Source organism: Roseomonas genomospecies 6, from assembly GCF_008365375.1.
Taxonomy (GTDB): domain Bacteria; phylum Pseudomonadota; class Alphaproteobacteria; order Azospirillales; family Azospirillaceae; genus Azospirillum.
The window spans coordinates 20,999-43,386 of record NZ_QOKW01000022.1; the positions used below are offsets into that span (position 1 = coordinate 20,999).

The 22,388-nt window shown below is 62.7% G+C and carries 21 protein-coding genes; 16 read left to right on the top strand and 5 right to left on the bottom strand.

The features are described from left to right. Positions 1-68 precede the first annotated feature (68 nt). The gene (locus tag DS843_RS22560; protein ID WP_149471084.1) at positions 69-482 is read left to right on the top strand and encodes a hypothetical protein; all 414 of its coding nucleotides are present in this window, start codon (positions 69-71) and stop codon (positions 480-482) included. On the opposite strand, the gene DS843_RS22565 is transcribed toward DS843_RS22560, so the two are convergent. Next, positions 472-1,265, bottom strand: a protein-coding gene (locus DS843_RS22565) for an IS5 family transposase (protein WP_149471085.1) whose coding sequence is annotated in 2 segments (ribosomal slippage) — positions 472-920 and positions 920-1,265 — 795 coding nt in all. Because the reading frame shifts where the segments join, the coding sequence is not laid out codon by codon here. The genes DS843_RS22560 and DS843_RS22565 overlap by 11 nt on opposite strands. Positions 1,266-2,057: 792 nt before the next feature. Between DS843_RS22565 and DS843_RS22570 the strand changes: the two genes are divergently transcribed. Beyond that, positions 2,058-3,377: a hypothetical protein gene (locus DS843_RS22570; RefSeq protein ID WP_149471086.1), complete on the top strand. Its 1,320-nt coding sequence runs from the start codon at positions 2,058-2,060 to the stop codon at positions 3,375-3,377. Between the two features lie 229 nt (positions 3,378-3,606). Here the strand turns inward: DS843_RS22570 and DS843_RS22575 are convergent, their stop codons facing one another. Then, positions 3,607-5,499, bottom strand: a complete 1,893-nt coding sequence (locus DS843_RS22575) for a sigma-70 family RNA polymerase sigma factor (protein WP_149471087.1) — start codon at positions 5,497-5,499, stop codon at positions 3,607-3,609. 119 nt (positions 5,500-5,618) lie between these two features. Beyond that, positions 5,619-5,954 carry a hypothetical protein gene (locus DS843_RS22580; protein WP_149471088.1) on the bottom strand — a complete coding sequence of 112 codons (336 nt, stop codon included), beginning with the start codon at positions 5,952-5,954 and terminating at the stop codon, positions 5,619-5,621. Between the two features lie 158 nt (positions 5,955-6,112). Here DS843_RS22580 and DS843_RS22585 point away from each other — a divergent pair, with 158 nt between their 5' ends. The 4 genes from DS843_RS22585 to DS843_RS22600 all read left to right on the top strand — a co-directional run bounded on the left by DS843_RS22585 (position 6,113) and on the right by DS843_RS22600 (position 11,289). After that, on the top strand, positions 6,113-6,379 hold the full coding sequence (locus tag DS843_RS22585; RefSeq protein WP_149471089.1) for a hypothetical protein: 267 nt from the start codon (positions 6,113-6,115) through the stop codon (positions 6,377-6,379). Positions 6,380-6,527: 148 nt separating this feature from the next. Continuing rightward, complete coding sequence (locus DS843_RS22590) at positions 6,528-6,821, top strand: hypothetical protein (RefSeq protein WP_149471090.1); 294 nt, start codon at positions 6,528-6,530, stop codon at positions 6,819-6,821. 209 nt (positions 6,822-7,030) lie between these two features. Continuing rightward, positions 7,031-10,678: a DUF927 domain-containing protein gene (locus DS843_RS22595; RefSeq protein ID WP_149471091.1), complete on the top strand. Its 3,648-nt coding sequence runs from the start codon at positions 7,031-7,033 to the stop codon at positions 10,676-10,678. A gap of 2 nt (positions 10,679-10,680) precedes the next feature. Continuing rightward, positions 10,681-11,289, top strand: a complete 609-nt coding sequence (locus DS843_RS22600) for a hypothetical protein (protein ID WP_149471092.1) — start codon at positions 10,681-10,683, stop codon at positions 11,287-11,289. Positions 11,290-12,182: 893 nt separating this feature from the next. Here DS843_RS22600 and DS843_RS22605 read toward each other — a convergent pair. Further along, positions 12,183-12,407, bottom strand: coding sequence for a hypothetical protein (locus DS843_RS22605; protein ID WP_149471093.1), 225 nt, complete (start codon positions 12,405-12,407; stop codon positions 12,183-12,185). Between the two features lie 245 nt (positions 12,408-12,652). Here DS843_RS22605 and DS843_RS22610 point away from each other — a divergent pair, with 245 nt between their 5' ends. From DS843_RS22610 to DS843_RS22640, 7 genes are all read left to right on the top strand, one after another. Continuing rightward, positions 12,653-13,393 carry a hypothetical protein gene (locus tag DS843_RS22610; RefSeq protein ID WP_149471094.1) on the top strand — a complete coding sequence of 247 codons (741 nt, stop codon included), beginning with the start codon at positions 12,653-12,655 and terminating at the stop codon, positions 13,391-13,393. Positions 13,394-13,472: 79 nt separating this feature from the next. Beyond that, positions 13,473-14,099 (top strand): nuclease-related domain-containing protein, encoded by a 627-nt coding sequence (locus DS843_RS22615; protein WP_149471095.1) that lies wholly within the window; start codon positions 13,473-13,475, stop codon positions 14,097-14,099. 37 nt (positions 14,100-14,136) lie between these two features. Continuing rightward, positions 14,137-14,493, top strand: coding sequence for a hypothetical protein (locus DS843_RS22620; protein WP_149471096.1), 357 nt, complete (start codon positions 14,137-14,139; stop codon positions 14,491-14,493). A gap of 40 nt (positions 14,494-14,533) precedes the next feature. After that, positions 14,534-14,725, top strand: a complete 192-nt coding sequence (locus DS843_RS22625; RefSeq protein WP_149471097.1) for a hypothetical protein — start codon at positions 14,534-14,536, stop codon at positions 14,723-14,725. A gap of 29 nt (positions 14,726-14,754) precedes the next feature. After that, positions 14,755-15,051 carry a hypothetical protein gene (locus DS843_RS22630; protein ID WP_149471098.1) on the top strand — a complete coding sequence of 99 codons (297 nt, stop codon included), beginning with the start codon at positions 14,755-14,757 and terminating at the stop codon, positions 15,049-15,051. 110 nt (positions 15,052-15,161) lie between these two features. Further along, positions 15,162-15,818, top strand: coding sequence for a type IV toxin-antitoxin system AbiEi family antitoxin domain-containing protein (locus DS843_RS22635; RefSeq protein WP_149471099.1), 657 nt, complete (start codon positions 15,162-15,164; stop codon positions 15,816-15,818). Positions 15,819-15,828: 10 nt separating this feature from the next. Continuing rightward, positions 15,829-16,281 carry a nucleotidyl transferase AbiEii/AbiGii toxin family protein gene (locus DS843_RS22640; RefSeq protein ID WP_149471100.1) on the top strand — a complete coding sequence of 151 codons (453 nt, stop codon included), beginning with the start codon at positions 15,829-15,831 and terminating at the stop codon, positions 16,279-16,281. A 17-nt stretch (positions 16,282-16,298) separates the two neighbouring features. On the opposite strand, the gene DS843_RS22645 is transcribed toward DS843_RS22640, so the two are convergent. Continuing rightward, complete coding sequence (locus DS843_RS22645) at positions 16,299-19,361, bottom strand: Tn3 family transposase (protein ID WP_149471101.1); 3,063 nt, start codon at positions 19,359-19,361, stop codon at positions 16,299-16,301. A gap of 125 nt (positions 19,362-19,486) precedes the next feature. On the opposite strand from DS843_RS22645, the gene DS843_RS22650 reads away from it, so the two are divergent. The 3 genes from DS843_RS22650 to DS843_RS31325 all read left to right on the top strand — a co-directional run bounded on the left by DS843_RS22650 (position 19,487) and on the right by DS843_RS31325 (position 22,306). Continuing rightward, a complete protein-coding gene (locus tag DS843_RS22650; RefSeq protein ID WP_475849343.1) occupies positions 19,487-20,164 on the top strand; it encodes a recombinase family protein in 678 nt (225 codons plus the stop codon). 94 nt (positions 20,165-20,258) lie between these two features. Further along, positions 20,259-20,774 carry a nucleotidyl transferase AbiEii/AbiGii toxin family protein gene (locus tag DS843_RS22655; protein ID WP_286192265.1) on the top strand — a complete coding sequence of 172 codons (516 nt, stop codon included), beginning with the start codon at positions 20,259-20,261 and terminating at the stop codon, positions 20,772-20,774. 239 nt (positions 20,775-21,013) lie between these two features. Then, on the top strand, positions 21,014-22,306 hold the full coding sequence (locus DS843_RS31325) for a calcium-binding protein (RefSeq protein WP_167525420.1): 1,293 nt from the start codon (positions 21,014-21,016) through the stop codon (positions 22,304-22,306). Positions 22,307-22,388 lie beyond the last annotated feature (82 nt).

A 22,388-nucleotide genomic window follows, 5' to 3' on the forward strand; every position in this document is an offset into this window, starting at 1 on the left:
TTTTCGTGGTGTCCGACGTCGTGCGCAGATGATTGCTCAACGCCCAAAAGCCCATAGAGGATCCCATCATGACCATGACCGACGTGACCCCGAACGACATCACCATCACCGGCAATCTGGCGGCCCGACTGACGGCCCTGAGCCAGCACCTCGACATGCCGAACGCCCATGAGACGCTGGACATGATCCTGCGGTCGGCCGAGGCGCGCCATGCGGCTGTGCCCGCCGAGCCGGCCCGCGGCGATCTGGCGGCCCGCATGGACGCCTTGGAAGCCGAGAACCGCAAGCGTCTGGAGTACCTGGACCGCGATTTCCGCTGGCTGGCGGAAGGCGTCCGCACCGCGTTCAGCTCGATGCGCTCGTCGATCGACTCGCTGCAGAACTCGACGAACGTCACGGCGCTGGAGCTGCGGACCTTCCGCGGCGAGTTCGACGCGTTCCTGAGCGGCGTCGAGGCCGGCCTAGGGCCTGTTAGCGCTTGAGCCAATCGAGGGCGGCGGCGAGACAGAGTACGCCCATAAAGGAGTTTGCCGTTTTCTCGTAGCGAGTTGCGATGGCCCGCCACTCCTTGATCCTGGCCCAGAAGCGCTCGACAATGTTGCGGTTGTTGTAGATCCACGCCGGGCAAGCGACCGGCGCATCGGTCTTCTTGTGCGGGATGGCCGGTCGCGCGCCCAGATCCCAGATCCGTTGGCGGAAGGCGTCCGCGGCGTACCCGCGGTCGCCCACCACCCAACCCGGGACATCGGGCAGGATGGCCAGCAGATCGGGAGCGAGCGGCAGTTCATGGGCTTGGCCGGGCGCCAGAGCGAAGCCGAGCGCCCGCCCGCCGCTGTCCACGATCACGCAGGCCTTCGTGCCATAGCCGCCACGCGAACGGCCAAGGCCTTCACGCAGGTCCCGCTGTGCTCCAGATCCCCTTTTTTGGACGCGCCCGCGGCCTTCGGGTGCGCCCGGATCGTGGTGCCGTCCAGGAAGGTCATGCCCAACGCGACGCCGCGCTGCTGAGCCAAGTCGAGCAAGCGTTCCCACACGCCCAGCCGAGCCCAGCGGATAAACGTCTGTGCCGCCATCCACCACGGCCCCAACTCGGGCGGGATGGCGCGCCATTTGGCACCGTTCGTATGGCGCCACACGATTGCTGTGATCGTCCGGCGCAGGTGCTGGGGCGCTGTCTTACCCCGCGGCCGACATTCCTCGATCAGCGGATGCAGAATGTCCCATTCCGCATCCGTCAGAACCTCGTCTCCGTACTCAACTGCCATCCGGATGAAATGGGGGCCAACTTCAAGCGCTAACAGGCCCTAGGCGACGACAAGCAGGACTGACCGTGCAGCCCTCGAACACCGACCAGCCCTACCTGTCCTTCCCGGTGGGCGGGATGTTGGTGCCAAACCGCCTGACCTACCCGTCTCAATAGGTTGTCTTGTCGAAAGGGTTCCAGACCTCATTGCGCAACCGCATTGCAACACAGAAGCGAACGTGCAAAACGCGTTGACTCAAGCAGTGCCCCGCGGTCCAGCCATCCAATGCCGAGTGGATCTACATGGAACCCGACAGCTTCCGGAGCTGACCCGTTCCGTCCATCCAGGTGACGCTCGCATTCAGTCAAGCGTCGCTGTGCTAGACGCAATAGATGCGGGGGTCGTAAAGGCCACGGAGATGATCGCCACGCGCGTCGTAGGGCTGGTGGTGCTCAATTCCGACGTGATCGCCCCGGACCCAGCTGCCGCAGCCCCCGCATTCGGAAAGGTCCGAACGCTCAAACTCTGGCAGAAATGGTGGATTGAAGGGCAAGGGGGCCGGCCTTCACGACGCCAGGGACAAGCCGCGAGGTGCTGGTCCATGCCAAAGCTGCGGGGAACCTCCTGGAATGTGGCGCCTCTCCGCAAAGGACGCTTTGCAAATGGCGCTTGATTGTCTTCCTACATTCGTCGTTAAATGAACGCATGGGGTGTGTTGTCGTATGAAGCCCTCCATAAAGTTAACTGGGCGCTCCCGCGCTTTCGCATGAAAAATCTTAGGACTGCATCAATTCACGGGAACAGGCTACCAAAATGATTACTGGTCTGATGCACGATTCTGTCTTGATGAAGTGGCCGACGGAATTAGCCGGAAAGTCCGATTTGACGAGAGATGGAACGGTCATTAAGAACCTTACGAGCGGACGGATCGAAGGCCACATGGTTGAGGTCTTCCGCATGCCTTTTCCGACTCTTCCTGGCATTACCGCAATTTCTTCGGTTTTGAACTTAGGCGTGTCAATAGCAAGCTTTTCTTATATGCGAAGCCAGTTTAAAGCACTTAATAAACGTCTGGACCAGATAGACACCAAGATTGACTGTGTCGATCAGAAACTTGAATTGCTCATCGGCATGGTCAAGCAGGTTGACGGCAAGATAGATGCCGTCGGCAGTGCGTTAGCTACGCTGAGCGGGAAAATTGACCGCCGTCACAGGGACACAGTATTCGCCGAAATTGGAGCCGTGCTCGATACACTTTCCTATGCTGACCGTAAAAATCCTTCTGAGGCACGGGGGATTGTGTCGAGCAATATTACCGCATCACGCAAGGCCATTCGCCTTTTTGACAAATTAATTGAAGAATACGAGGACGCGTTGCCCAAAGGGGATTTGGGCTGGGCAGAATCGACCCGAATGCATTTACTTAGTGGATTGCTCACAATCAAAATCGATTTGGCGCTGAGCGAGGTGGAGTCCGCAAGAGACGCGGCTGTGAACCTTTGTGACCGCGTTCAACAGACCAACAACACGCTGTTGCGTCACTGGCTTGACGAAGTGCCACTCGCCGAATGGGTCGAGGATGCCTCATGCGATGAGCTGCTTGAACTGTGTGATCACATGGAAAACATAGATGGAATTCCTTCACGCCATAGACTTTCCGAAGCACTGCTCGCCGATCGACGCAGGAAATTAAATAGCAATACTTCTGCGGCGGTCTCTGCAAGCGACGTCGCAAAAGTCGAAAATTTAGTGATTGGGCTACTTACAGCTGAAGATAAAAAATTAGGATCTCTTGCAGATCAGACCTATTTTAAATCCCTAAGAGCGACGTTTGGTGCTTTTGCCCCAGAGCTTAGAGATGTTTTCCGGGTAATTAGGGTATTGCAGGGTGCAGCGCAGTCAGAGGACCCTAATGGTATGAGAATAAAGCCAGAGTCCCGCGTCCGCCCGGACCTTCTGCAGGGGGTTCGTTCCCTCTCCTCGATGGCTGCTCTAGCCCGAGGAACCGTCATCGAGACCTCCCTTCTGCTCTCAGCAACGGGCACCGAAGATCATCAGCTTTTCGGGTTGGTAAATGCTCCATTTCAGGAGGAATTCATCTTGAAGGCAGATTACAAGCAGAGCATCGCCTGAGAACGGCTATTCACATTCCATTGTTGGAGCACCGCGAGCGAAGGTGATATGGTGAAGCTCATCACACGGTCTCGACTTCATCGAAAACGGCACCAATCTATTGCCCATACCCATCAAAATCCTGCTTTGTCAAGCAGTCAAATCGTTCGCGTAAGGCGAGAATAGCCGAGAAAGTGAAGAGGAGGGCAGGCAACCCGCGCCTCTGCGGCGCCGGGAGCCCTGATGCATCTCACGCCGCCAGGCGCAGCCCCTGCGGCGAGCGGGAAAGACCGAGCGACGCTCGTACGGTCGCCTGCAGCGCCGTCGGTGGACGAGAGCCGCCACCACCGGCAAGCCCCAACTGGGTTGGAGCGCCCTTGGCCTTTGCCTGCGGCTGCCGGGGGACGATGCCTCTGGGCTGGCCCGACGTCGTCGCCAGCGGCTGACCAAGGGCAGAGCCATCCGGGCGGACGAAGGGAAGAACCTCGGGCGTGCGGGTGGCTGCGCCACCGTTAAACCCGCCGCCGGCGGCACCCAGGGGAACGGAATCAGAAACCACCGTCGTCCGCAGACGCGTCGGGGAACGGGTGGCGGCGCCACCGAGGTGAACCGCGGGCGGACGCCCGTCGAGGACGACCGGAGGCAGGTGCCCACCGGGGCGAACCTGGAGCAGGTGCCCCAAGGGGTGTGCCGCGGGCCGCTGGCCAACAGGGGCAACCCCTGGCCGTCCACTTTCCGGCGGCCGGAAAGTGGACGCGCTGGGAAAACACAGTGCCGACGTTTTCTCAGCCACCTGCGCCGGCCTGGAGGCCGCGCCTGGTTCGACACGAGGTGCTTCACCGTCAGTCTGACGGTAAGAAACCTTATCGTACGGTTTTCCACCGTCACCATACGGTTCCTTGCCGTCGATCCTGGGCGAATACGAAGCGGTCGCGCCAACCACCAGTTCAGTCGTCGAAGCGGCTTCCGACTTTTTGTCGTACGAAATATGACGCTGCACGACGGTGTTCGACGGCGTGAGATGCTGTACGACTTCCCGGGCGACACCGCTGCCGACCTGACGCGGAACCACGAGGATCGGCGTGGAGGGCGGTGCAGGGGCCCGACGTCCGGACACCGTTGCGAGGTGCTGCGTGACCATCGCTCGGGCCGGGCCGAAGGACAGTTCGTCGGCCAAGGCCAGCCTGCGCAGAGCGGCGGAGGTCTCGTGGGTGGCCAGAGTGGCTTCGGCGACCGGGGTGATAACCTCAACGGTCTCAGCGGCGACCACGGTGGTCTCGACGACCACGGCTTCTTCAGCCACCGTCTCGACCGGCTTGACGACGGCCTCAATCTGCGGCGCAACCTTGCCGCCGGACAGCACGAAGGCGGTCACCTTATGCTGCGCAACGTTGGTGATCTCCCGCACCATGTCTGCGCTAATATGAAAGCGGTCTGACAGAGCCTTCATACTGATCGCAGGTTCGGTGAGGGTGCGGCCCTTGAAGATCTCCCGCTCGACCTCCGAAAGGGACGCCAGGGCGCGGTCCAGCAAAGAGAGGCGGCGGTTGTTCTCGACCATCTCGATGACGTCGTCCTCGCCCTCGCCGTTGGACATCAGCTCACCAACCGTGGTGTCGCCATCCTCACCAACCGTCGCATCCAGCGAAATATCGCGCGAGCGCGAGCGGTACAGGGCCAGCTGATCCACTCCATCCAGCTCAAGGGCCTCTGCGATTTCCGCGATGACAGCGTCGAGGTCGCACTCCAGGCGCTCGTGGCTGTATTTGGTCAGCATCCGCTGAGCGGCGCGCCCTTTCCGGCCGCCATGGAAAATCATAGAGCGATTTTTGAGGACATACTCGACCATCGCCCGGTTGACCGACTGGCCGGCGGCAGTGGAAAGGCGCGCCTTGCGAGAAAGATCGAAACGGTCCACGGCCTTCACAACCTCCTCCGAGCCGATGGAGAGCAGCTCCTCATCATCAAGCCCGGACCAGCGCGCAACGCGAGCGGCGTTGGCGGCGACCAGCGGCAGGTGGGACTCCACCAGGCGATCCCTCGCGCGCTTGCTGCCAGCCTGGGCGCGCGTAATGAGATCGCGCTCCTCGGCGGCAGTAAGGAATTTTTGAGCGGCGATAAACGCGGAGAGGCTGTGGTCCATTTTTTCGATCCGCCAATTTTGAGAGGGTTTTTTGTATTTTCCCTCGGTGATATATCGGCGAAATCCAAAGTGTCAACACATAAATGATCGCAGAACTCTAATTCTTTAATCCGAAATAGCTATCCCTTAGCGGCCGCCAGGTGGGTTGCGCCGACGGAGCGTCCGGCCGAGGCCAGAACAACCCAGTTTCGGGCGAACAGACGGGCGCCTGGTGGACGGGCGCGCATGCCCTGGTGGTGAGCCATGAGGTGCGTGATAAACTCGTCGATCTCGACGACACACTGGCCGGGAATTTCGGTTTCGAGTTTCAGTTCCTCGAAGGTTTGGGTGACGTCCACCCCGAGAACCGGAATATCGTCGGTCATTTCCGACCGGTCGGCCTGGACGGGCGTCAGCTCGCCCCCCTCCAGGCGCGCAGCGAAAAGCTTCAAGCGGGCGTTCGGCGCAAAAATCACGTCTGGATTCCTTCGGCGGGACCGTCCCGGTCGGTGATCGACCGGTTTCTTGGCGGCTCACCTACCATATGCGCGCGACATCGAGCGGCGGGCGGGCGGACGGGCGGGCCAGCGACCTTCACTGCGCGCATATGAATAGGCAACGAGGGAGGACAGCCATGGCCGACAACTCAGTGATCACCGTGATGGAAATGATGATCGACGTCGTCGGTGTGGCGCACCTGCGCGACGAGATCCGCAACGAAATCGGCGTCATGCAGGCGGAAATCCACGCAGTCATGCGACTGAGCGACGGCGCACCCGAAGAAATCGAGTGGATGTCAGAGTTGCGCGAGCGCATCGGTCGGCTGCAGTGGCGGCTGATGGAGGACGATCCGCTCGGTGATTTGGCGCCGGCCAACATCGTTCAGCTAAAGCGCAGCTAAACGATTAGTAATCGGTAATAACCGTTAAATGTTTTTCTTGAGAACTGACGAAGATTTTAGAAATTGAGGTTGCCGTCGGCCATTCGCGCCGATATATGATCGACGTAACGCAAAGCACCATGCAGTGACAGCCATCCTGGAGAGTGCCATGACAAAAGAGTGCGAAGTTCTGGTCTGGCGCGATCCGGACCATTTGCTCATCAAAGAGGTTGCCACACGCGAAAACGTGGCGGTGTCCACTGTGTGGCGTTGGGTTGATGCGATGCCGGAGATGGGTGTCCGCGTGGACATGCCGCAGGGGGCCGTGATTTTGCTAAAGCGCAAGCTTCTGGAGAAGTTCCTGGCCGAGCGGAAGAGCCGGCTCGCAGGCAGGAAGGTGATGCAGCGGATGAAGCAGGGTTCGCTGCAGGAGATCCGGGAGGTGCTGGCCGCGGCCGAATAAGCCTAGCCAGAAAAGGTTCGAGGCCCGTTTTGCCCTCGATCTGCAAGCTGGCGCTAAACCAACCGGAACAGACGAAAAACCAAACGAGCCTCGGTGTCGCAACCAGAATGTACTCTGGTTTCCGTCGGAAATCAACGGTCGGTAACGCGTTAGCAGCGGTTTTGTGGGTGGTCGGCCTCAGGGATTAAAAAATTCCTTGGGGGATTATCATGCCCAGAGATATTGCGCCGAGACTGATTGACATTGACGAACTTAAAGCTCTGTACCCGCTGAAAGACGAGGTGGAGGCGGCCGGCATCAAGCTGACAAAAAGCGGCTCTGGCTGGAAGGGGCTCTGCCCCTATCATGATGACCGTGATCCCAGCTTCACCCTGTTCCTCGGTAAGGACAACCAACACCGGTACAAGTGCCAAGCCGCTGGCTGCAAAGCGCATGACGGAGGTTCCGTCATCGATTTTCTGGTCCTGAGCGGCCAGGCCGAAGACGCCGCCGACGCCATTGCTTACCTTCGTCAGCGTGCCTCAGGCATCCCGGTCAAGCAGCGCAAGGCGGTCATCGAGAAGCGCGCCAGCGAGATGCCGAAGGTGGCCGCCAGCGGCCTGCGCGGCACTCCGGCTATTCCGGCGCCGACGGGTCCCATGAGGGGCATTCGGGATGGTGCACAGGCGCGCACTCGAACCATCCTCAATCCTGCCAACGAGGAAACTCCGGAATGCTCGTTGCCTATCGACCGGCTCCATGAGTATCGGACGCCGGAGGGCGAACTCTTTGGCTACGTCGTGCGCACACCAAAGTATGCGAAGCCGGGCGAGAAAAAGAAGAAGTCCACGCCGCAGGTCATGCATCTGACCGGCGTCAAGATGCCTGACGGTTCGAAGCAAAACGGCTGGTGCTTCCAGGGCTTCAGCCACGCGTTTCCGGACAGGAAGGTGCCTCTGTTCAACGCGCCTGCCATCGTGGCGGCGAAGGCCTCCGCGGCTGACGCCGGCGTTGTCGCCACCGCATACCTCTTGGAGGGCGAAAAGAACGTTGAGGACGCCAAGGAGTTCATGGACCAGCTGACCGCCAATGGCTCTCCGAGCGTGGCGATAACCTGGGTGGGTGGTGCCGGAGCCTCGCACCACACTGACTTCTCGCTCCTCGAAGGCTGTGCTGCGGTGATCTGGCCGGATGCCGACAAGTCGGGCGATGCGGCCACCGTCGATCTGATCGAGCGCTGCCGTGAAGCCGGTGCGGTCGAAATCCTCGTCCTGCCCCCGCCTGCCGACGCCCCGAAGAAATGGGACATCTCTGACGCCCTGTTCCCCAAACCGGAGTTCGCACCGCCGTACGACCAACCCTGGAGCATCGATCGCTTCCAGCAGCATCTGGAGACCGCGATCACGGCCAAGGAATGGCTGGACCGCGCGCATGTGACGGAGATGAAGACGGCCGGGGAGGGGAACATGGCTGGCAGTGTGGTGGCCGGCGTCCCGGCCGAAATCATAGAAGAGGCAGTGGTCGTTGACGTCGAGGCGGCTCTGGTCAAGACTCACCCCTCGACCAGCCTGATGACGGTTCCAGATGCAGTGGAGTCCGACCCAGCTCCCGAATGCGAAGCCGAACTCCCGGACAATCTGAGCGTCCGGACGCTGCTTGAACTCACCGCGCAGGACAAGGGCACACCGTTTCTCGATGCCGCCCTGCGTTTCGCTGTGGCGCTCAAGAATGATGAGACCAAGGAAGCGCAATACGCGCGCCTCGAAGCCGGGATGCGCCAGCAGGGCGTCTCCATGCGTCAATGGAAAAGGTCCATCCAGCGCGTCGAGGAGTCGGTCGCAAACGAAAAGCGTGCGGCCGAACTGAATTCCATCGGCGTCCAGGCCGACGCTGACGCCGCGCTCCCGGAACTCATCGAGGGCATCGACGAAAAACCGGTCGAACTCTCGACGCTGTCCCGCGTTCCTGGGTACCGCGTCAACCAAATGGGCATCTGGGAAGACGACGGCACCGGCTCTCCGAGGTTGATCTGCCCTGCCGTGATCGCCCCCATGCGTCGGATTCAGCAAGAGGGCAGCCGCGGCGACCTTCTCTCCGTCGCAGTCCGTCGTGCCGATCGCACCTGGGACACCATCGAGGCGGAAACCGCCGACCTCCAGGGGGCAAAGGTCGTTGAGCAGCTCGCCAAGAAGAGCGTGCCGGTGCATTCGATGAACAGGAACCAAGTGGCCAAGTACATCTCGGAAGTGCTGTACTTTAACCTGCATCGGCTTCAGACCACGACCGCGGTGTCGGCCATCGGATGGGTTGAGGCCCGCGACAAATTCTTGTGGGGGCCGTCGGTTGTGCTGACCGCCTCCGGTATGCAGCGCAGCCTTATCACCGATCCGCGTGAAGGCATTTGCTTCCGCCCGCGCATGACCAGCGATGGTCCGGACAAAGGCGCCGAGCAGATCGTCAAGCAATTCGTTCGGAGCGGCAGCCGGCGCGAGGTGAAGACTATGCTGCGGCGGATCAAAAACTACCCGAAGATGCGGGTCCTGATCTATGCCGCTCTCTCCCCGGTGGTGATGGAGATGATGACTGGCTGCCAGGTCGTCACCATCGATGTCCATGGACGCCAACAGTCAGGAAAAACCGAAGGCGTGTGCGCTGTTATGTCCTTCTGGGGCCGTCCCGACGGCAAGAGTGCTGGTTCTGGCTCGTACAACACTGGCCTCATGCGCAGTTGGGGCATGTCGCAGCCTGGCATCAAAAATCTCGCGTCGAACTTCAGGGGCCTTCCGATGTGGCTCGACGAGTCGAAAAAGCTGAACGAGCAGCACGGCAGCGAAAAGGCACGTCAGATCCTATACATGGGAGAGGGCGACCAGAAAGCCACGTCTAGCGGAGGCCTTCGCGAGACGGCGGATGCCCGCGTGATAACCATTTCCACAGGCGAGAGCAGCATCCTGACCTTCGTGCCACGCACCGACGGCGGTGCACGGAGTCGTACGATCTCCATCAGCTATCCCTGGGGGAGGCAGAAGACAAAAGAGACCGCTGCCGACGTCGAAGAGGCGGGAAAGCTTTGCCGCAAAAACTTCGGCTGGACCGGTCCCGACTTCGTCGTGGGACTCCTCAAGCTCAAGGACCAGCATGATGCCGCGGAGCAAGAGAAACCAGAAGACGAGCGGATCGAGTTTGCCGATTGGCTCATGGCGGAACGCGACCAGATCGCCCAGGATCTTCGCAAAAGGGCGTCCTCCCAACACAAGGACAACGACAGTCTTGAGCGGCTGTCGAAGCATGTCGCCCTCCTCGTGCTGACGGCCAAGATCGCCCATGCGATCCGCGTCGAGGAGGACGAGGATGAAGACAACCACCTGCTGCCGTTTGGCTTGTGGAAGGACGCCGAGTTTCCCGAGGAAATCTGGAAGGAGATCATCGCGTCTGGCCGGGATGCGGTTGGTGGCGCCCAAGCTCTGATGGACGTTCGTGACTGGGCGCTTCAGAATGAAGGCCTCTTCTGGGGGCGCCACGACGAAACGCGCGAGCCGAATGCGTTCTATGGGTCTTGGCCGAAGCCCGCAATGACCTCCGAAGGAACCGAGGTCAAACAGCGCGGTCGCAAGGCTGAACCTCACCTGCACATTTTCAAGCCGCAGCTCAACGAAACCCTGGACCGTTTGGGTTATCGCCCTGACCAAATTCTGACCGAGTGGAAGGAGCGCGGCTGGATCAACGCGGATGAAACCGGCTTCACCAAGAAGATCGCGCCTTACAAGAGCGGCCAGACGAGCATGGTGAATATCCGCATGTCGGCCATCGAAGAGGTCGAGAAGATGTGGACGACCGAGGATGCAGGAGCGCCTCAGAACGAGAACGAGGAGGGCTGATCATGGCGCCAAGCCTGCTCGACGGACGCATCCGGTACGATGACAATGACGACGAGGGGAGTGTGACGGCAGGGGCGTCGGCTGACAAGCCGGCGAGCCCTCCTCCTCCGCCAGAGAGGACGCCCACCACCTCGAAGCCCTCACGTTCGCTGCTGTCGGTGAACTACGAGGTGAGCGACACCACGACGGCCAGCTCCGAGTGTCTCAAGACACGCCTCACGGAGGACGACCTCCCGCTGATCGCGCCTACGATGCAGAATGAGTTCGGCTCCAAGCTGGATCGCGCGGTGTTCCGCGCCATCCTCCAACACCGGAAATCCAAGCAGCCGCTGGACATCTCTCTCCAGCGCGCGGCGGCGGCTGAAAAGGACACCCCGCCTACCACAGAGATCGAACGTCGGATGCGCGAGGTCCTCGCGGAACCTGTGTCGAGACCAACGAGCTACATCCCGCTCAGCTACGGCAAGATAGGCGCCATCAGCGGGGTGTGGATGCCGGTGGACGACGCTTTCTTGGACGATGAGTTCTACCGCCACCGCGCTCATGTGCGTGCGCGGATCGAACGCTGGCGACCATTCGGAATTCCACCGGACGCTGATGACCGGAAGTGAAGCAAAGGGGGCCTTTTAGGCCCCCTTCGTCGTTTCAGCGATCATGACAGGCAGCAATCACCCGAGCCAACCCCCTAATTACCCGAGCGCTCGGGTAATTACCCGACACCCCACTCGGGTGATTTCCGAGGCACCAGAATCCACAAAAAGCCCCGTGGCATCTGGAGTTTTGCGGCTCTCGGCTTGGTTGTACTCCTAATTACCCGACCTGCTCGGGTAAATTCCGGCATTGAAAGAACCTAGCAAGGCCGGCGTCTTTCGCCACAACCAACCCTATTTACCCGAGTTTTCAAAAAAAAGGTGTGCCCCTATACGGAGAAAAATTCTCCGGAATGGGTCGATGGGTTATAGGCCCCTGCCACCCCCAGGTTCCACGCTCTCCATCGTCTCCGCCGGGGAAATTTGTTCCTACATGGTATACCCTTTTCTTAGAATCTCGGGTAATTAGGTGTTGATGAAGCTTAAAGCTTTGATTAGCCTAGGATTTTAATTACCCGAGTTTATACCCGAGCGGTCGGGTAATTAGGTCTGGCCGCCGGGCGAAATGCCGCAAAAGCCTTGAGTTTGCTGGGTTTTGGCCGGTCGGGTAATTACCCGACCTTCATTCCAGTTGGGTCGGGTAATTGGCGAAGCGCACTCGTTGCCGGTGCTCCCGTTCGTCCGAACGCCCTCAGCCCCAGGTTTTCCGACAACCGACCGCTCGGGAAATCCGCTGACGCTCACTGATCCAGGCCTCATCCGGTCAACCCGTTCGCGGACAGGGCGCGGGCACGCCCAAACGCCATCGGCGGCCCGTAGGCCGCCGATGGCGTTGTGACGTCGGTATTCTCAGTGAGCCGGAGGTGAGGCGGGGCGGTGATCCGGGGCGCCCTCGCGCCGCTGTCCCGGCGCGGTCAATCGTCGTCGGAGGAGATGAACTCAGGCGGCACGCTGGCCAGGATTTTGTCCACGAACCCGGTTTCGAAGGCGTCGCGCCAACAGCCCCTTAGCCTCTCTGGAACGCCGTAGGGGATCACCACCGCCTCGGGCAGATCGACACCGCGATAGCCCAGGACGGCTGCCGCCATCAGCGTTTCGAGATCTGCGACGTGATCGATCATCCCGTGAGTGATCCGCATGTCGGCTCTCCCTGACAGGGCCCGTGGTCCTTTGATACTCCCAGGATACGGTATTGTACCGTAAGCAAAAACTACATCTTCAGTGTTTTTCCGCGATTAATACGGGATGCCGAAAAGTTTTCTGCTTTCCGGCATCCGTGGTTAATTGTGCGTGCGCATGTGTAGATCGAGAGGAAACGCCGACGCGGCAGAACGCTGCGCATAACGACTTGGGTGATAATATAATGCGCAAATTTTGTACTACGTTGGCCGCCGCGGCGTGCCTGACCATTTCCTTCTCGGCCCTGGCCGCCGAGGAGGCCACTCCTCCCCAGGCATCCGGTGAGGCCTGCATCGAGGCCGCGAAGCAAGTGGAAAAGGAAAAGGGTCTGCCGCCGGGGTTGCTGTGGGGGTTGTCGTTGAACGAAACCGGCCGCATCGGACCTGATGGCCGCTTCGGTCCGGCGCCGGCCGTGGTCACCGCCGGCATGAACAAAAAGGGTGGCATCAACAGCTGGGACTTCTCCGGCAACCCGGAGAAGGCCAAAGCCAAGGCCCGGGAGATCCTCGCTCAGAAGAAGACCAACATCGACATCGGCTGCTGGCAGCACAACTGGAAATGGCACGGCGACAAGTTCGCGAGTTTCGACGACTACCTCGCGGTCATCACTGAGCCAGTGCTGGCCGCCCGCATGGCCGCCGACCAGATCGTGGCCAACAAGAAAATCCTCGAAGCCCGCCATGGCAAGAACAGCCCCGAGGCGTCCTGGCTGCAAGCCGGCGCGAGATGGTTTCGGTGGGCCGAGGACGATCTGCTTAAGCAGTACCAAGCTCGCCTTGAGCGCAACTGGTCCTACGCCAGCAGGCGTCTCGGCATCGAGGTCGCGGAGATCGCAGAGCGTGACAAAAAAATCGCGTTCGGCCGGAAGGTCTTGGTTGCCGCCCTGCGCGACAAGCCGACCCCGCCGCCGATCCCCGACATCCAGGTTGCCCAGGCTATCCACTGATCTCTGATTTCTGATTTCCCACGCGGCCAGCAGAAGCTGGTCCTGACGGCCAGAAGGCCCTCCCGCAACGGAGGGCACCATGTTCGACCTCGTATTTCTCGCTGTGGCGCTGCTCATCATCGCGGTGGCGCTGTTCAGCCGGAAGGCATCGTCCCCATCCCGGGCGGAGCGCATCGGCGCCGCCGGCGAGGACCGCGTGCACCAGGCCGTCGCGCGCCTCGGCCTGCCGATCCTGTCCGACCTCTACGTGCCCCACAACGGCGGCACGAGCCAGATCGATCACGTCGTTTGTCTCGGTGGCTTCCTGGCCGTGATCGAAACCAAAACGTATTCCGGCGAGATCATCGCCGCCGACCCGCACGCGCCCTACTGGGTCGTTCGCTACGGCAACCAGGAGCACCGCCTGGACAATCCGCTCCAGCAGAACTGGGGGCATATCCGGGCGCTCAAGGCGCACCATTCGGACGTCTGGATGGAGAACATCGTGGTCTTCGCTGGCGACGCGGTGTGGTGCGTGCCGATGCCCTCCGGCGTCGTCGAGATCGGCGACCTCGCCGAAGCGCTGGTGACCCGGCGCAAGCCGATGGCCGCGGCCGTGGCGCGCGCCTGGAAGAGCCTGACGGCGCTCGAAGCCGACGGCCGCAAGCACAAGGACACCCTCCGCCGCGCGCACGTCCAGCGCATCCAGCGCAAGCGCGCCGCCTGATCCACCCAATCACCAACACACGAGAGGATCCAACACCATGACCAAGACCGTTTTTCTGGCCGTCCTGATGCTGTCGGCCGCCGCGACCCCAGCCTACGCGATCTACGACACGCGCGACGAGGCCGAGCAGGCAGGCGCCGCCCCCTGCAGCTACGCCTGCCTGCAGAGCAAAGTCGAGCAGCTCGAAGAACAGATGTCGGCGACCCGCGAGGGTGCCGCGGTGGCCCAAGCACAGCTCGCCATCGCCAACCAGCGACTGTTCGCTATCGAGCGCGCGCTGCTCGGCGAGGCTTCAGACGAATTTCCGATCCATAAGCGCGAACCGATCACGGGCTGGATCATCCCTGAGCCCCACGATGTGTGGGTCGTCCCGGACCGCGCCAAGAAGGACTGATTCCATCCCATCACCCGCCTCTTCCCGAAAGGAAACCATCATGAACGCGCTCATTATCATCGCCATCCTGACCGCGTCGGTCGTCATCGAGAAACAGGACGCCATAGCGACAATGCTGGACGACCCGGGCCCGGCGTCGGCCCAGGAGGAGCTCTTCGACCGCGCCGGTGCGCGGATCGACGTGAACCTGTCAGCGCTCCAGTCGGCCCCGAACGGCACCATCAACCCGTGATTTCCACCATCAGCAGAAGGACCTTCGACATGAAAGCCACCTTTGCCTCCCTGGCGCTTGCCGCCTCCGTTGCCTTTATTTCCTCGACCGCTGGTGCTGGTGCCCTGGTGGATCCGGCGCAGATCGCTGCGCTCGAAAAGGACCGCCAGGAGCGGATGCTCGATCGCGCACACGACCAGATGGTCCAGGAACTCCAAGCGCGGGTGTCGCAGAACGCTGTCGAGGACCACAAACTCGTCCCGGCGGGTCTGCCGGAGGTCAGCCAGACCTCCAGCCCGGCCGGCACTTCGGCTGCTCCTGCCCGCATCGACGGCACGATCTACTGACGTTGATAAAATAATGTCCCGCCGCCTTTGCGGTTACGCCCGTGGCCCTTAATGTGACGCTGTGCACACACTTTTCCCGATCCGTGTGCACAGCGTCACAAGGCCAAACGATGTCCCAGAAATCCACCCTGGAAGCTCTGATCTCGGCGAAGCCGCTGCTGACCGCCGCGGACCTGCGCGCGTCCGGCATCCACCGGCAGGCGGTAGCCCGCGCCGTCGCGGATGGGCTGATCGAGCGCGTGGCCGACGGCGTCTATCGCTCGGCTGATGCCATCGGCGATGAGCGTGCCGAACTGGCGGCCGCCGTGCCTGATGCGGTGGTCTGCCTGCTCACCGCCGGCGCGCACTGGGACCTGATTGACCAGGTGCCGACACAGATCTGGGTGGGCGTTCCACACGCGATGTCCCGCCCACCTCAGAGCATCGGAAGCGTTGAACTCCGTGTCGTCCGGTGGCGCGACGATGATCTGTTCACGATCGGCGTCGAAACGGTCGATGTGGCCGACCCTATGACCGGCAATCCGTACGGCCAATTCCGCATCACGGGCCGCGCCCGGACCGTGGTCGATCTGGTCCGCCACGACAGCATCGCCGGCGGCGACCTGGGGGTGGCGGCCTTTGGCCAATACGTCCGCGACGGCCACGATCTCGACGAGCTGCAGGACATGGCCGAGCGTCTGTTGCGCGGTCAGGACCTCGCAAAAATCAATGAATGGGCTGAACTGGCCCGCAACGGCGGCCCCGGCGGCGGCGCTCTAAAAATGTAGGGAGGACACCATGGGGCCAATTCTCGACAAGCACGTCAGGGACACGTTTCAGGGCATCAAGAAGTGGTCCGCGTCGAACGGCCACGATATGAACACGGCGCTGATCCGTCACGCCAAGGACCGGCTTCTCGCGCGCATCGGGACCTCCCAGCATGCCGAGGATGTGGTCCTCAAGGGCGGCCTTCTGATGGGCGCGCTCTTGCTTGACATCGCCCGGCCAACCAAGGACATCGATCTCGTATTCGTCGAGGACGCCGACGAGACCAGGGTCATGGACGTCCTGCGTGCCGCTGCGGCGCAGCCGTCGGCCGACCCATGGACCTACGATCTCGAAAACGCCAAGGTCGAGCGTCTGGCGGGCGAAGAATGGCACGCCATCCGTGTGCGGTTTGAGGCGCGGATGGGAGCCACGCGCACGCCCATGTGCATCGACGCCACGTCCGGCATGGTCGGGGGACGGTAATCAAAGCTGCGTAAAGTTCACACATCGGCGAGCTGAGGGGCCTCCTGAGCCGAAATGGCCACGGAGGGCGCCTCTGACCGCGGAGCTGGGACCGCAATCTGCGACGGCAAGGGAGCGGGAACACGCGCAAAGTTCAGGGTGTAGTGTCCGAAGCGGTTGATGTGTTCGGTCTGGTAAGGACTCAGGTTGGCCAAGGTGTCCGCGTCCACCGCGATTTCCTCGATGGCCATCTGGTCCAGGGCCCGCGTCATTGACGCGATGGTGTGGAAGATCAGCAAGTTGGAAACCAAGTGGTTGTACTTTATCAGCTTGCGTTGCTCGTCCCGCACGCCCTCGCTCACCAGCCCACTCTCGCCGAAGGCGGTCCATTGAGCATACTTGTTGAACAGCTCGCTCTTGTTGGTCGCCGCTTGGATCAAGTGGCGCAGTTCGAGCGAGGACAGGAAGTTCAGCAGGAAGATCGTCCGGACCACCCGGCCCAGTTCCCGGAAGGCGAAGTACAGCTTGTTCTTGCGGCTGTAGGTGCCGAGCCGGCGCAGAATGGCCGAGGGGCGGATCCGCCCGGCGCGAACCGACAGGGCCACGCGCAGCATGTCGGGCAGCAGCGTCTCGATCAGCTCCCAGTCCACCGTCGCGGTGAACAGCGTGTCGATGTGCTCGTACCGGCTTGCCTTGTCCGGTCGGTAGAAGTGCAGGTCCTGCCAGTTGCGGATCCGCGGCATCAGCTGGATGCCGAGCAGGTGCGCCAAACCGAAAATCGGGGCGCTTTGCCCCTGGGTGTCGGCATGCAGGGTGTCGGGCTGGAGAGCCGACCGGCTCTCGGTGACGAAGTCCAGGATGTGGTTGCCCTCCCAGGCACCGCAGGCGATGAAGCGGGAGAACAGGGCGATGTAGGTGTCCGACACCAAGTAATAGCCGATGCCGCCATAGCCGCCGTAGCGGATGTGGTACTCGGACATCAGGCTCTGTGGATGGAGATCCCACTGCGTGCCATCAGCCGAGGCCGATCGTCCCGACCCCCAGTGCCGCGGTAGATCGAAGTCGGCATAGGCGTTGATCACGGTGGCGATCGCGGCGTCCAGCGCATCCTCGGTGATGTGCCGCTGGTTGAGGAAAGCGATCTGCCGCCGGTCCAGGTCCTTCATGGAGCGCGCGGCCTGGGAGGGACCCAGCTTGCAGCCGTAGCAGAAGACCGTGGCGAGGTACCGTTCCTGCGGCCGCTCGATCCGGGCGTCGAAACCGGAAATCGGGCCGAAGTGGCGGGTCCAGTTCAGCCAGTGCTCGGTGTCGGCCAAGGCGTCCACCAGATCGACCGGAGCCAGCCGCTCCTTCAGCTGACGCTCCAGGTCGGCGGCACCGGCGGCCTCAGGCTTGGCGCGCAGGCGCTTCAGGACCGGCTCGCCGTTCACGATCTCGACGTGCTCGTTGTCGGGGAACGCGGCATCGACGGACTCCGCCGTCGCCGCCAGCCGCTCGCGCAACGCGGCGACGATCCCCTGGGGTGTGGCCGGCAGGCCGGCCTGCTCCGTGTAGGCGGCGATCTCCCGTTCGTAGGTCTCCCACGGCACGAGTTGGGCGCGGTAGTCGCCGTAGGCGTCACTGCCTGGGATGCACAGGTCGCCCGACCGGAGGTCGTTCATCACCTGGGTGAACAGGCACAATTCGAAGGTCCGGCGATCCACGGTCGTCGGCATCGGATCGCGGCCGTTCTGCCCGGTGACCAGTGGCCACCAGGCCGGCGACACGAAGGAAAGATCGAGGCTTGGCCGACGCTCTCGGCCTTCGACGTTCGCTTCGTCATCGGCGACGCGCAGGGTGGAGCCGCGCTGGGTCCGCTGCTTCAGCACGAACGCGATGGCCTCTTCGACGCTGCGGTCCTGCGACGTCGATGTCAGGGGCACGATCTCCAGAAAACGCAGAAACGCCCCGCGCAGCCCGCGATAGAAGCGGGGTAGAAACGGCAGATGGTTGTGGCTGGCCGCAGCCGCGTGGGCCTCGCAGCGATCGAGGATCGTGTCGGCATCGGACAGCAGCAAGGACTCGATGGCGGCCAGCCGCTCCTCGCCGCTGCGCTCGGTGCGGCAGGCCAGCACCGTCTCGCGCAGCAGGGCGATGAGTGCGCCGGCCTGTTCGGTCTGTTCGAGCTGATGAAGCCGCAAGGCGTCCTGCGCGCGGGCATGCATCCTCTGCATCTGCCGGACGAACATGTCGGCCAGATCGTCCAACGTTCGCGCAATCTGGCTTTGCAGCAGCGCCGCCATCACGGACAACCGCTTGGGCTCGACCATCCGGGACAGCACGTTGGCGGTGAGGCAGCGCGCCTCGGCGGCGAAGTGGCGGACCTTGGCGTCCGGGACCTCGGCGAACACCGCGGTGTCGGCGCCCTGCTCGCGCAGCCAATCGAGATGGCGCAGGAAATCCTGCAGGTGGCGCGGGGTCGGCCGCTTCGGTTCGGTCTTCACACGGTCCCAGGCGGTGCGCGTCTGGCCGGGCGGCAGAACCAGCAATCCTTTCAGGCGGTCACGCACGTCGGCGCCCAACGCGTCGGCAACCTGCCGATGGTACCCACGGTTGATCGCGGCGCGGGCGGCCAAGGCGATCCGCAGCAGGGTGTCGAAGGCCGGCAGTTCGAGCCGCTGGCGCACCAACTCCTCGATGGCGGCATTGATGATGTCAGCGGCCTCGTCCCGGGCGCGGGCGGCGGCGACACTGGCCCGCACGGCGGTGCGGCGGATCGTCGGGCCGTCGTTGGAAACACCGACGAAGTCCCGCACCGCCGCCGTGAGGCGGACGCGGTAGGTGGAGCTGTCGTAATCGGGCAGCGTGTCGAGAGCGCCGCGGAGATCGGCGATGGTGGCCAGATGGTCGCGGATCGCGGGCGGCACCTGCCCCAGGGCGACGAAGTAGCCCAGGTGCTGATAGGTTTTGAGCAGAACGAGCAAGGCAAGCCGCGGCCCCGCCCGCCGGGTGCGCCCAACGACGAAGACCATCTCCGCCGCCGTCGGCGTGAAGCCGGCCAGTTCCGCCATGCCAGGCGACGCCGCCAAGCGCGGATAGGCGGTGTCCTGGATCAGGGGCATCGCGGAAAATCCAAGGTCGCGGGTCCGGGAGCGCCATCGGCCAACCCAGTCTGTCACTTATTCTATTCACGGACCGTTTGCATGTCATAGTCTGCGAGACCGATTGCGTGACTGTTCGGCGCCGGATGACGACGCCGGTTTCCGGTGTCACGCAATCGGCCGTTGGCGTGACGGGAGGGAGCATGCTCCTCGGCTACATGCGGGTGTCCAAGGTGGACGGGTCGCAGGTCTTCGACCTGCAGCGCGACGCCTTGCTCGTCGCCGGCGTCGATCCCCAATGCCTGTACGAGGATTTGGGCTCGGGCCGTCGCGACGACCGGCCCGGGCTGGCGGCGTGCCTCAAGGCGCTGCGCGGCGGCGATACCCTGGTGGTGTGGAAGCTCGACCGCCTCGGCCGCGACCTGCGCCATCTGGTCAACACGGTGCATGATCTGACCGCGCGCGGCGTCGGGCTGATGGTGCTGACCGGTCACGGCGCCGCCATCGACACGACGACGGCATCAGGCAAGCTGGTGTTCGGCATCTTTGCCGCCCTGGCCGAGTTCGAACGCGAACTCATCGCCGAACGGACCCGGGCCGGCTTGGCCGCCGCGCGCGCGCGCGGCCGGACGGGCGGGCGGAAATTCAAGATGACCGCGGCGAAGCTGCGCCTCGCTATGGCGGCCATGGGCAAACCGGAAACGAAGGTGAACGAGCTGTGCCGGGAACTGGGCATCACCCGGCAGACGCTATACCGTCATGTCGGACCCGACGGTTCCTTGCGGGAGGACGGACGCAAGCTGCTCGACCGGCGCCATGGGTGACGGAATCACCCGGAAAGCCGACGTTCCGGCGTCCACAGGACGCAAAAAACGCGATTGAGGGACATGCCGCTCCCTGTGTGAACTTTACGCAGCTTTGGTTACCGTCCCCCTGGTCGCCAAACCGGCGGCGCGGTTTATGGAGCTTCCTTCGATGGTCGCGGGTGATCCGCCGGCCCGCGTGCTGGCCTATACGCCAGCTCTTGCCCTGGCCGAGAAAGCCCATGCCTGCGCGATGGTGGGGCCGCGCAACACGCGTGGAAAGGACTGGCACGATCTCTGGGCCTGCGCATGTCGGCTGGAGGTGGATGGCCAGGGTTTTGCTGAGGCAATCGCCGCCGTCTTCGAGCACAGGGGCGATGCCATTCCCGACGTTGAGAACTGCCTGACCTGGGCCGAACCCATGGCAGAATTCCTGTCGGATCGCTGGAAGAATTGGGTTGGGCGCGAGAAACTGCGGTCACAGCCGCCGGATGACATCCGGGTGGTCATGGCGGAAATCCGGGAATTTCTCGGTCCGGCGATGGCCGCGGCGAAAGCTGGCGACGGCCACCAGCTCGGACGCTGGACGCCGGGGCAGGGATGGGGGCAATCCCTGGTCTTGAGGCCCTGAGGCACCCACAGGGCGCGGCGGGCGACCGCCATCGCTCATGTACGCAGCGGTAAGAGTGGGCGGTGCCCGGCGTCGTCGCTGCGTTCCTCCGCCGACCGCCCTACCTCACCGCTTTGCGCCAACTCGCTCGGACGGTCGGGCGCTCATACAAAAAATCAAACCGGAAATCCGCGCGCATATGACGACAGCCATTTCTGAGCAGCGGCTTCTTGCTGCCCACCCCTTTTGCCGAGGTCATCATGAGAGCACCGACCAACGACGAACAATATCTGCTGGAGCTGGTGAACCGCTTCCGGCTGAGCCCGCAGTCGGAACTGACCCGCATCCTCAATTCCGCCGACCCGAAGATCCAAAGCGCGTTGCGGGTTTTTGGCGTGGACCTGAGCCTGGTCGCAAGCCAAGCCGCCAGCCTCAAGCCGCTCGCTCCGCTCGCGTGGAACGGCGCGATCGACAAGAGCGCGGTCAAGAACTGGGCCGAGAACGCCGCGTCGAACGTCGCCGGCGACCTCGATTTCATCAACGCGCAATATGCGGTCAGCTGGGGCCCGGGAGGCACCGGTGGGATGCTTCCGGGCCTGCCTTTTCGAGCGAACCTCATCAACGCCGCGCTCAACGAGGTGGGCATCACGGTGTCGCCCGGGACCACGAGCGGCACGATCGGCGTGTCCGAGCTGCTCGCCGACACTGGCAAGACATATGCGCTTGGTGTCGTCTACAACGATCTCAACAAGAACGGCTTCTACGATCCGGGCGAGGGGGTCGGCGGCGCCACGGTCGTGGTCGGCTCGCAGATCGTCCAGACCACCGCGTCCGGCGGCTGGCAGGCGGCGGTGGGGCCGGGCTCCTACACGGTGACCTTCTCCGGTGCCGGGTTCACCAACCCACTGTCGCAGACCGTGACGGTCGGGTCCTCGTCGGTCAAGATCGACGCCGAGACAGCCAGCCACACAGCTGCCGGCGCCGGCACGGCGATCGATCCGGCGACTATGCCGACGATCGCCGTCAACATCGACGGCGTCGGCGGACTGGCCACCATGAGCCTCTATTCCGGTCCGGTGACGACGCTGGAGACGCAGTGGCTCGGTTCGGCGGCAAATGAGGCGGTGATCGGCTCCAGCCGCAACGACTTCATCAACCTGCTGGCTGGTAACGACGCGATTGACGCCGGGGCTGGCAATGACGTGCTCGACGGCGGCACCGGCTCGAACTTCCTGACCGGCGGTGCCGGCATCGACACGTTCTTCATCGACGGCCGCGGCGGACAGGTGACCTGGGGTACGATCACCGACTTCCAGAAGGGCGAGATGGTGACGCTGTGGGGATACAAGCCTGGCGTGTCCGGCTTCTCGTGGGTGGACAGCGCCGGGGCCGACGGTTTCAGGGGCCGGACGCTCCACGCCGACCTGGACGGCAACGGCAGCATCGACGCCTCGATCACCTTCTCGGGCACGACAGCGGCGACCACCAACCAGTTCACGATCCTGCCCGGCCAGGTCGGGGACAGCAGCTATCTGGCGGTGATGTATACCTGACGGAGCAGAGCGAGGGGACCTGATGTAAGCGGAGCTGCCGGGGGATATGCGTCCCCCGGCAGCTTTTTTGTGTGACGACCGA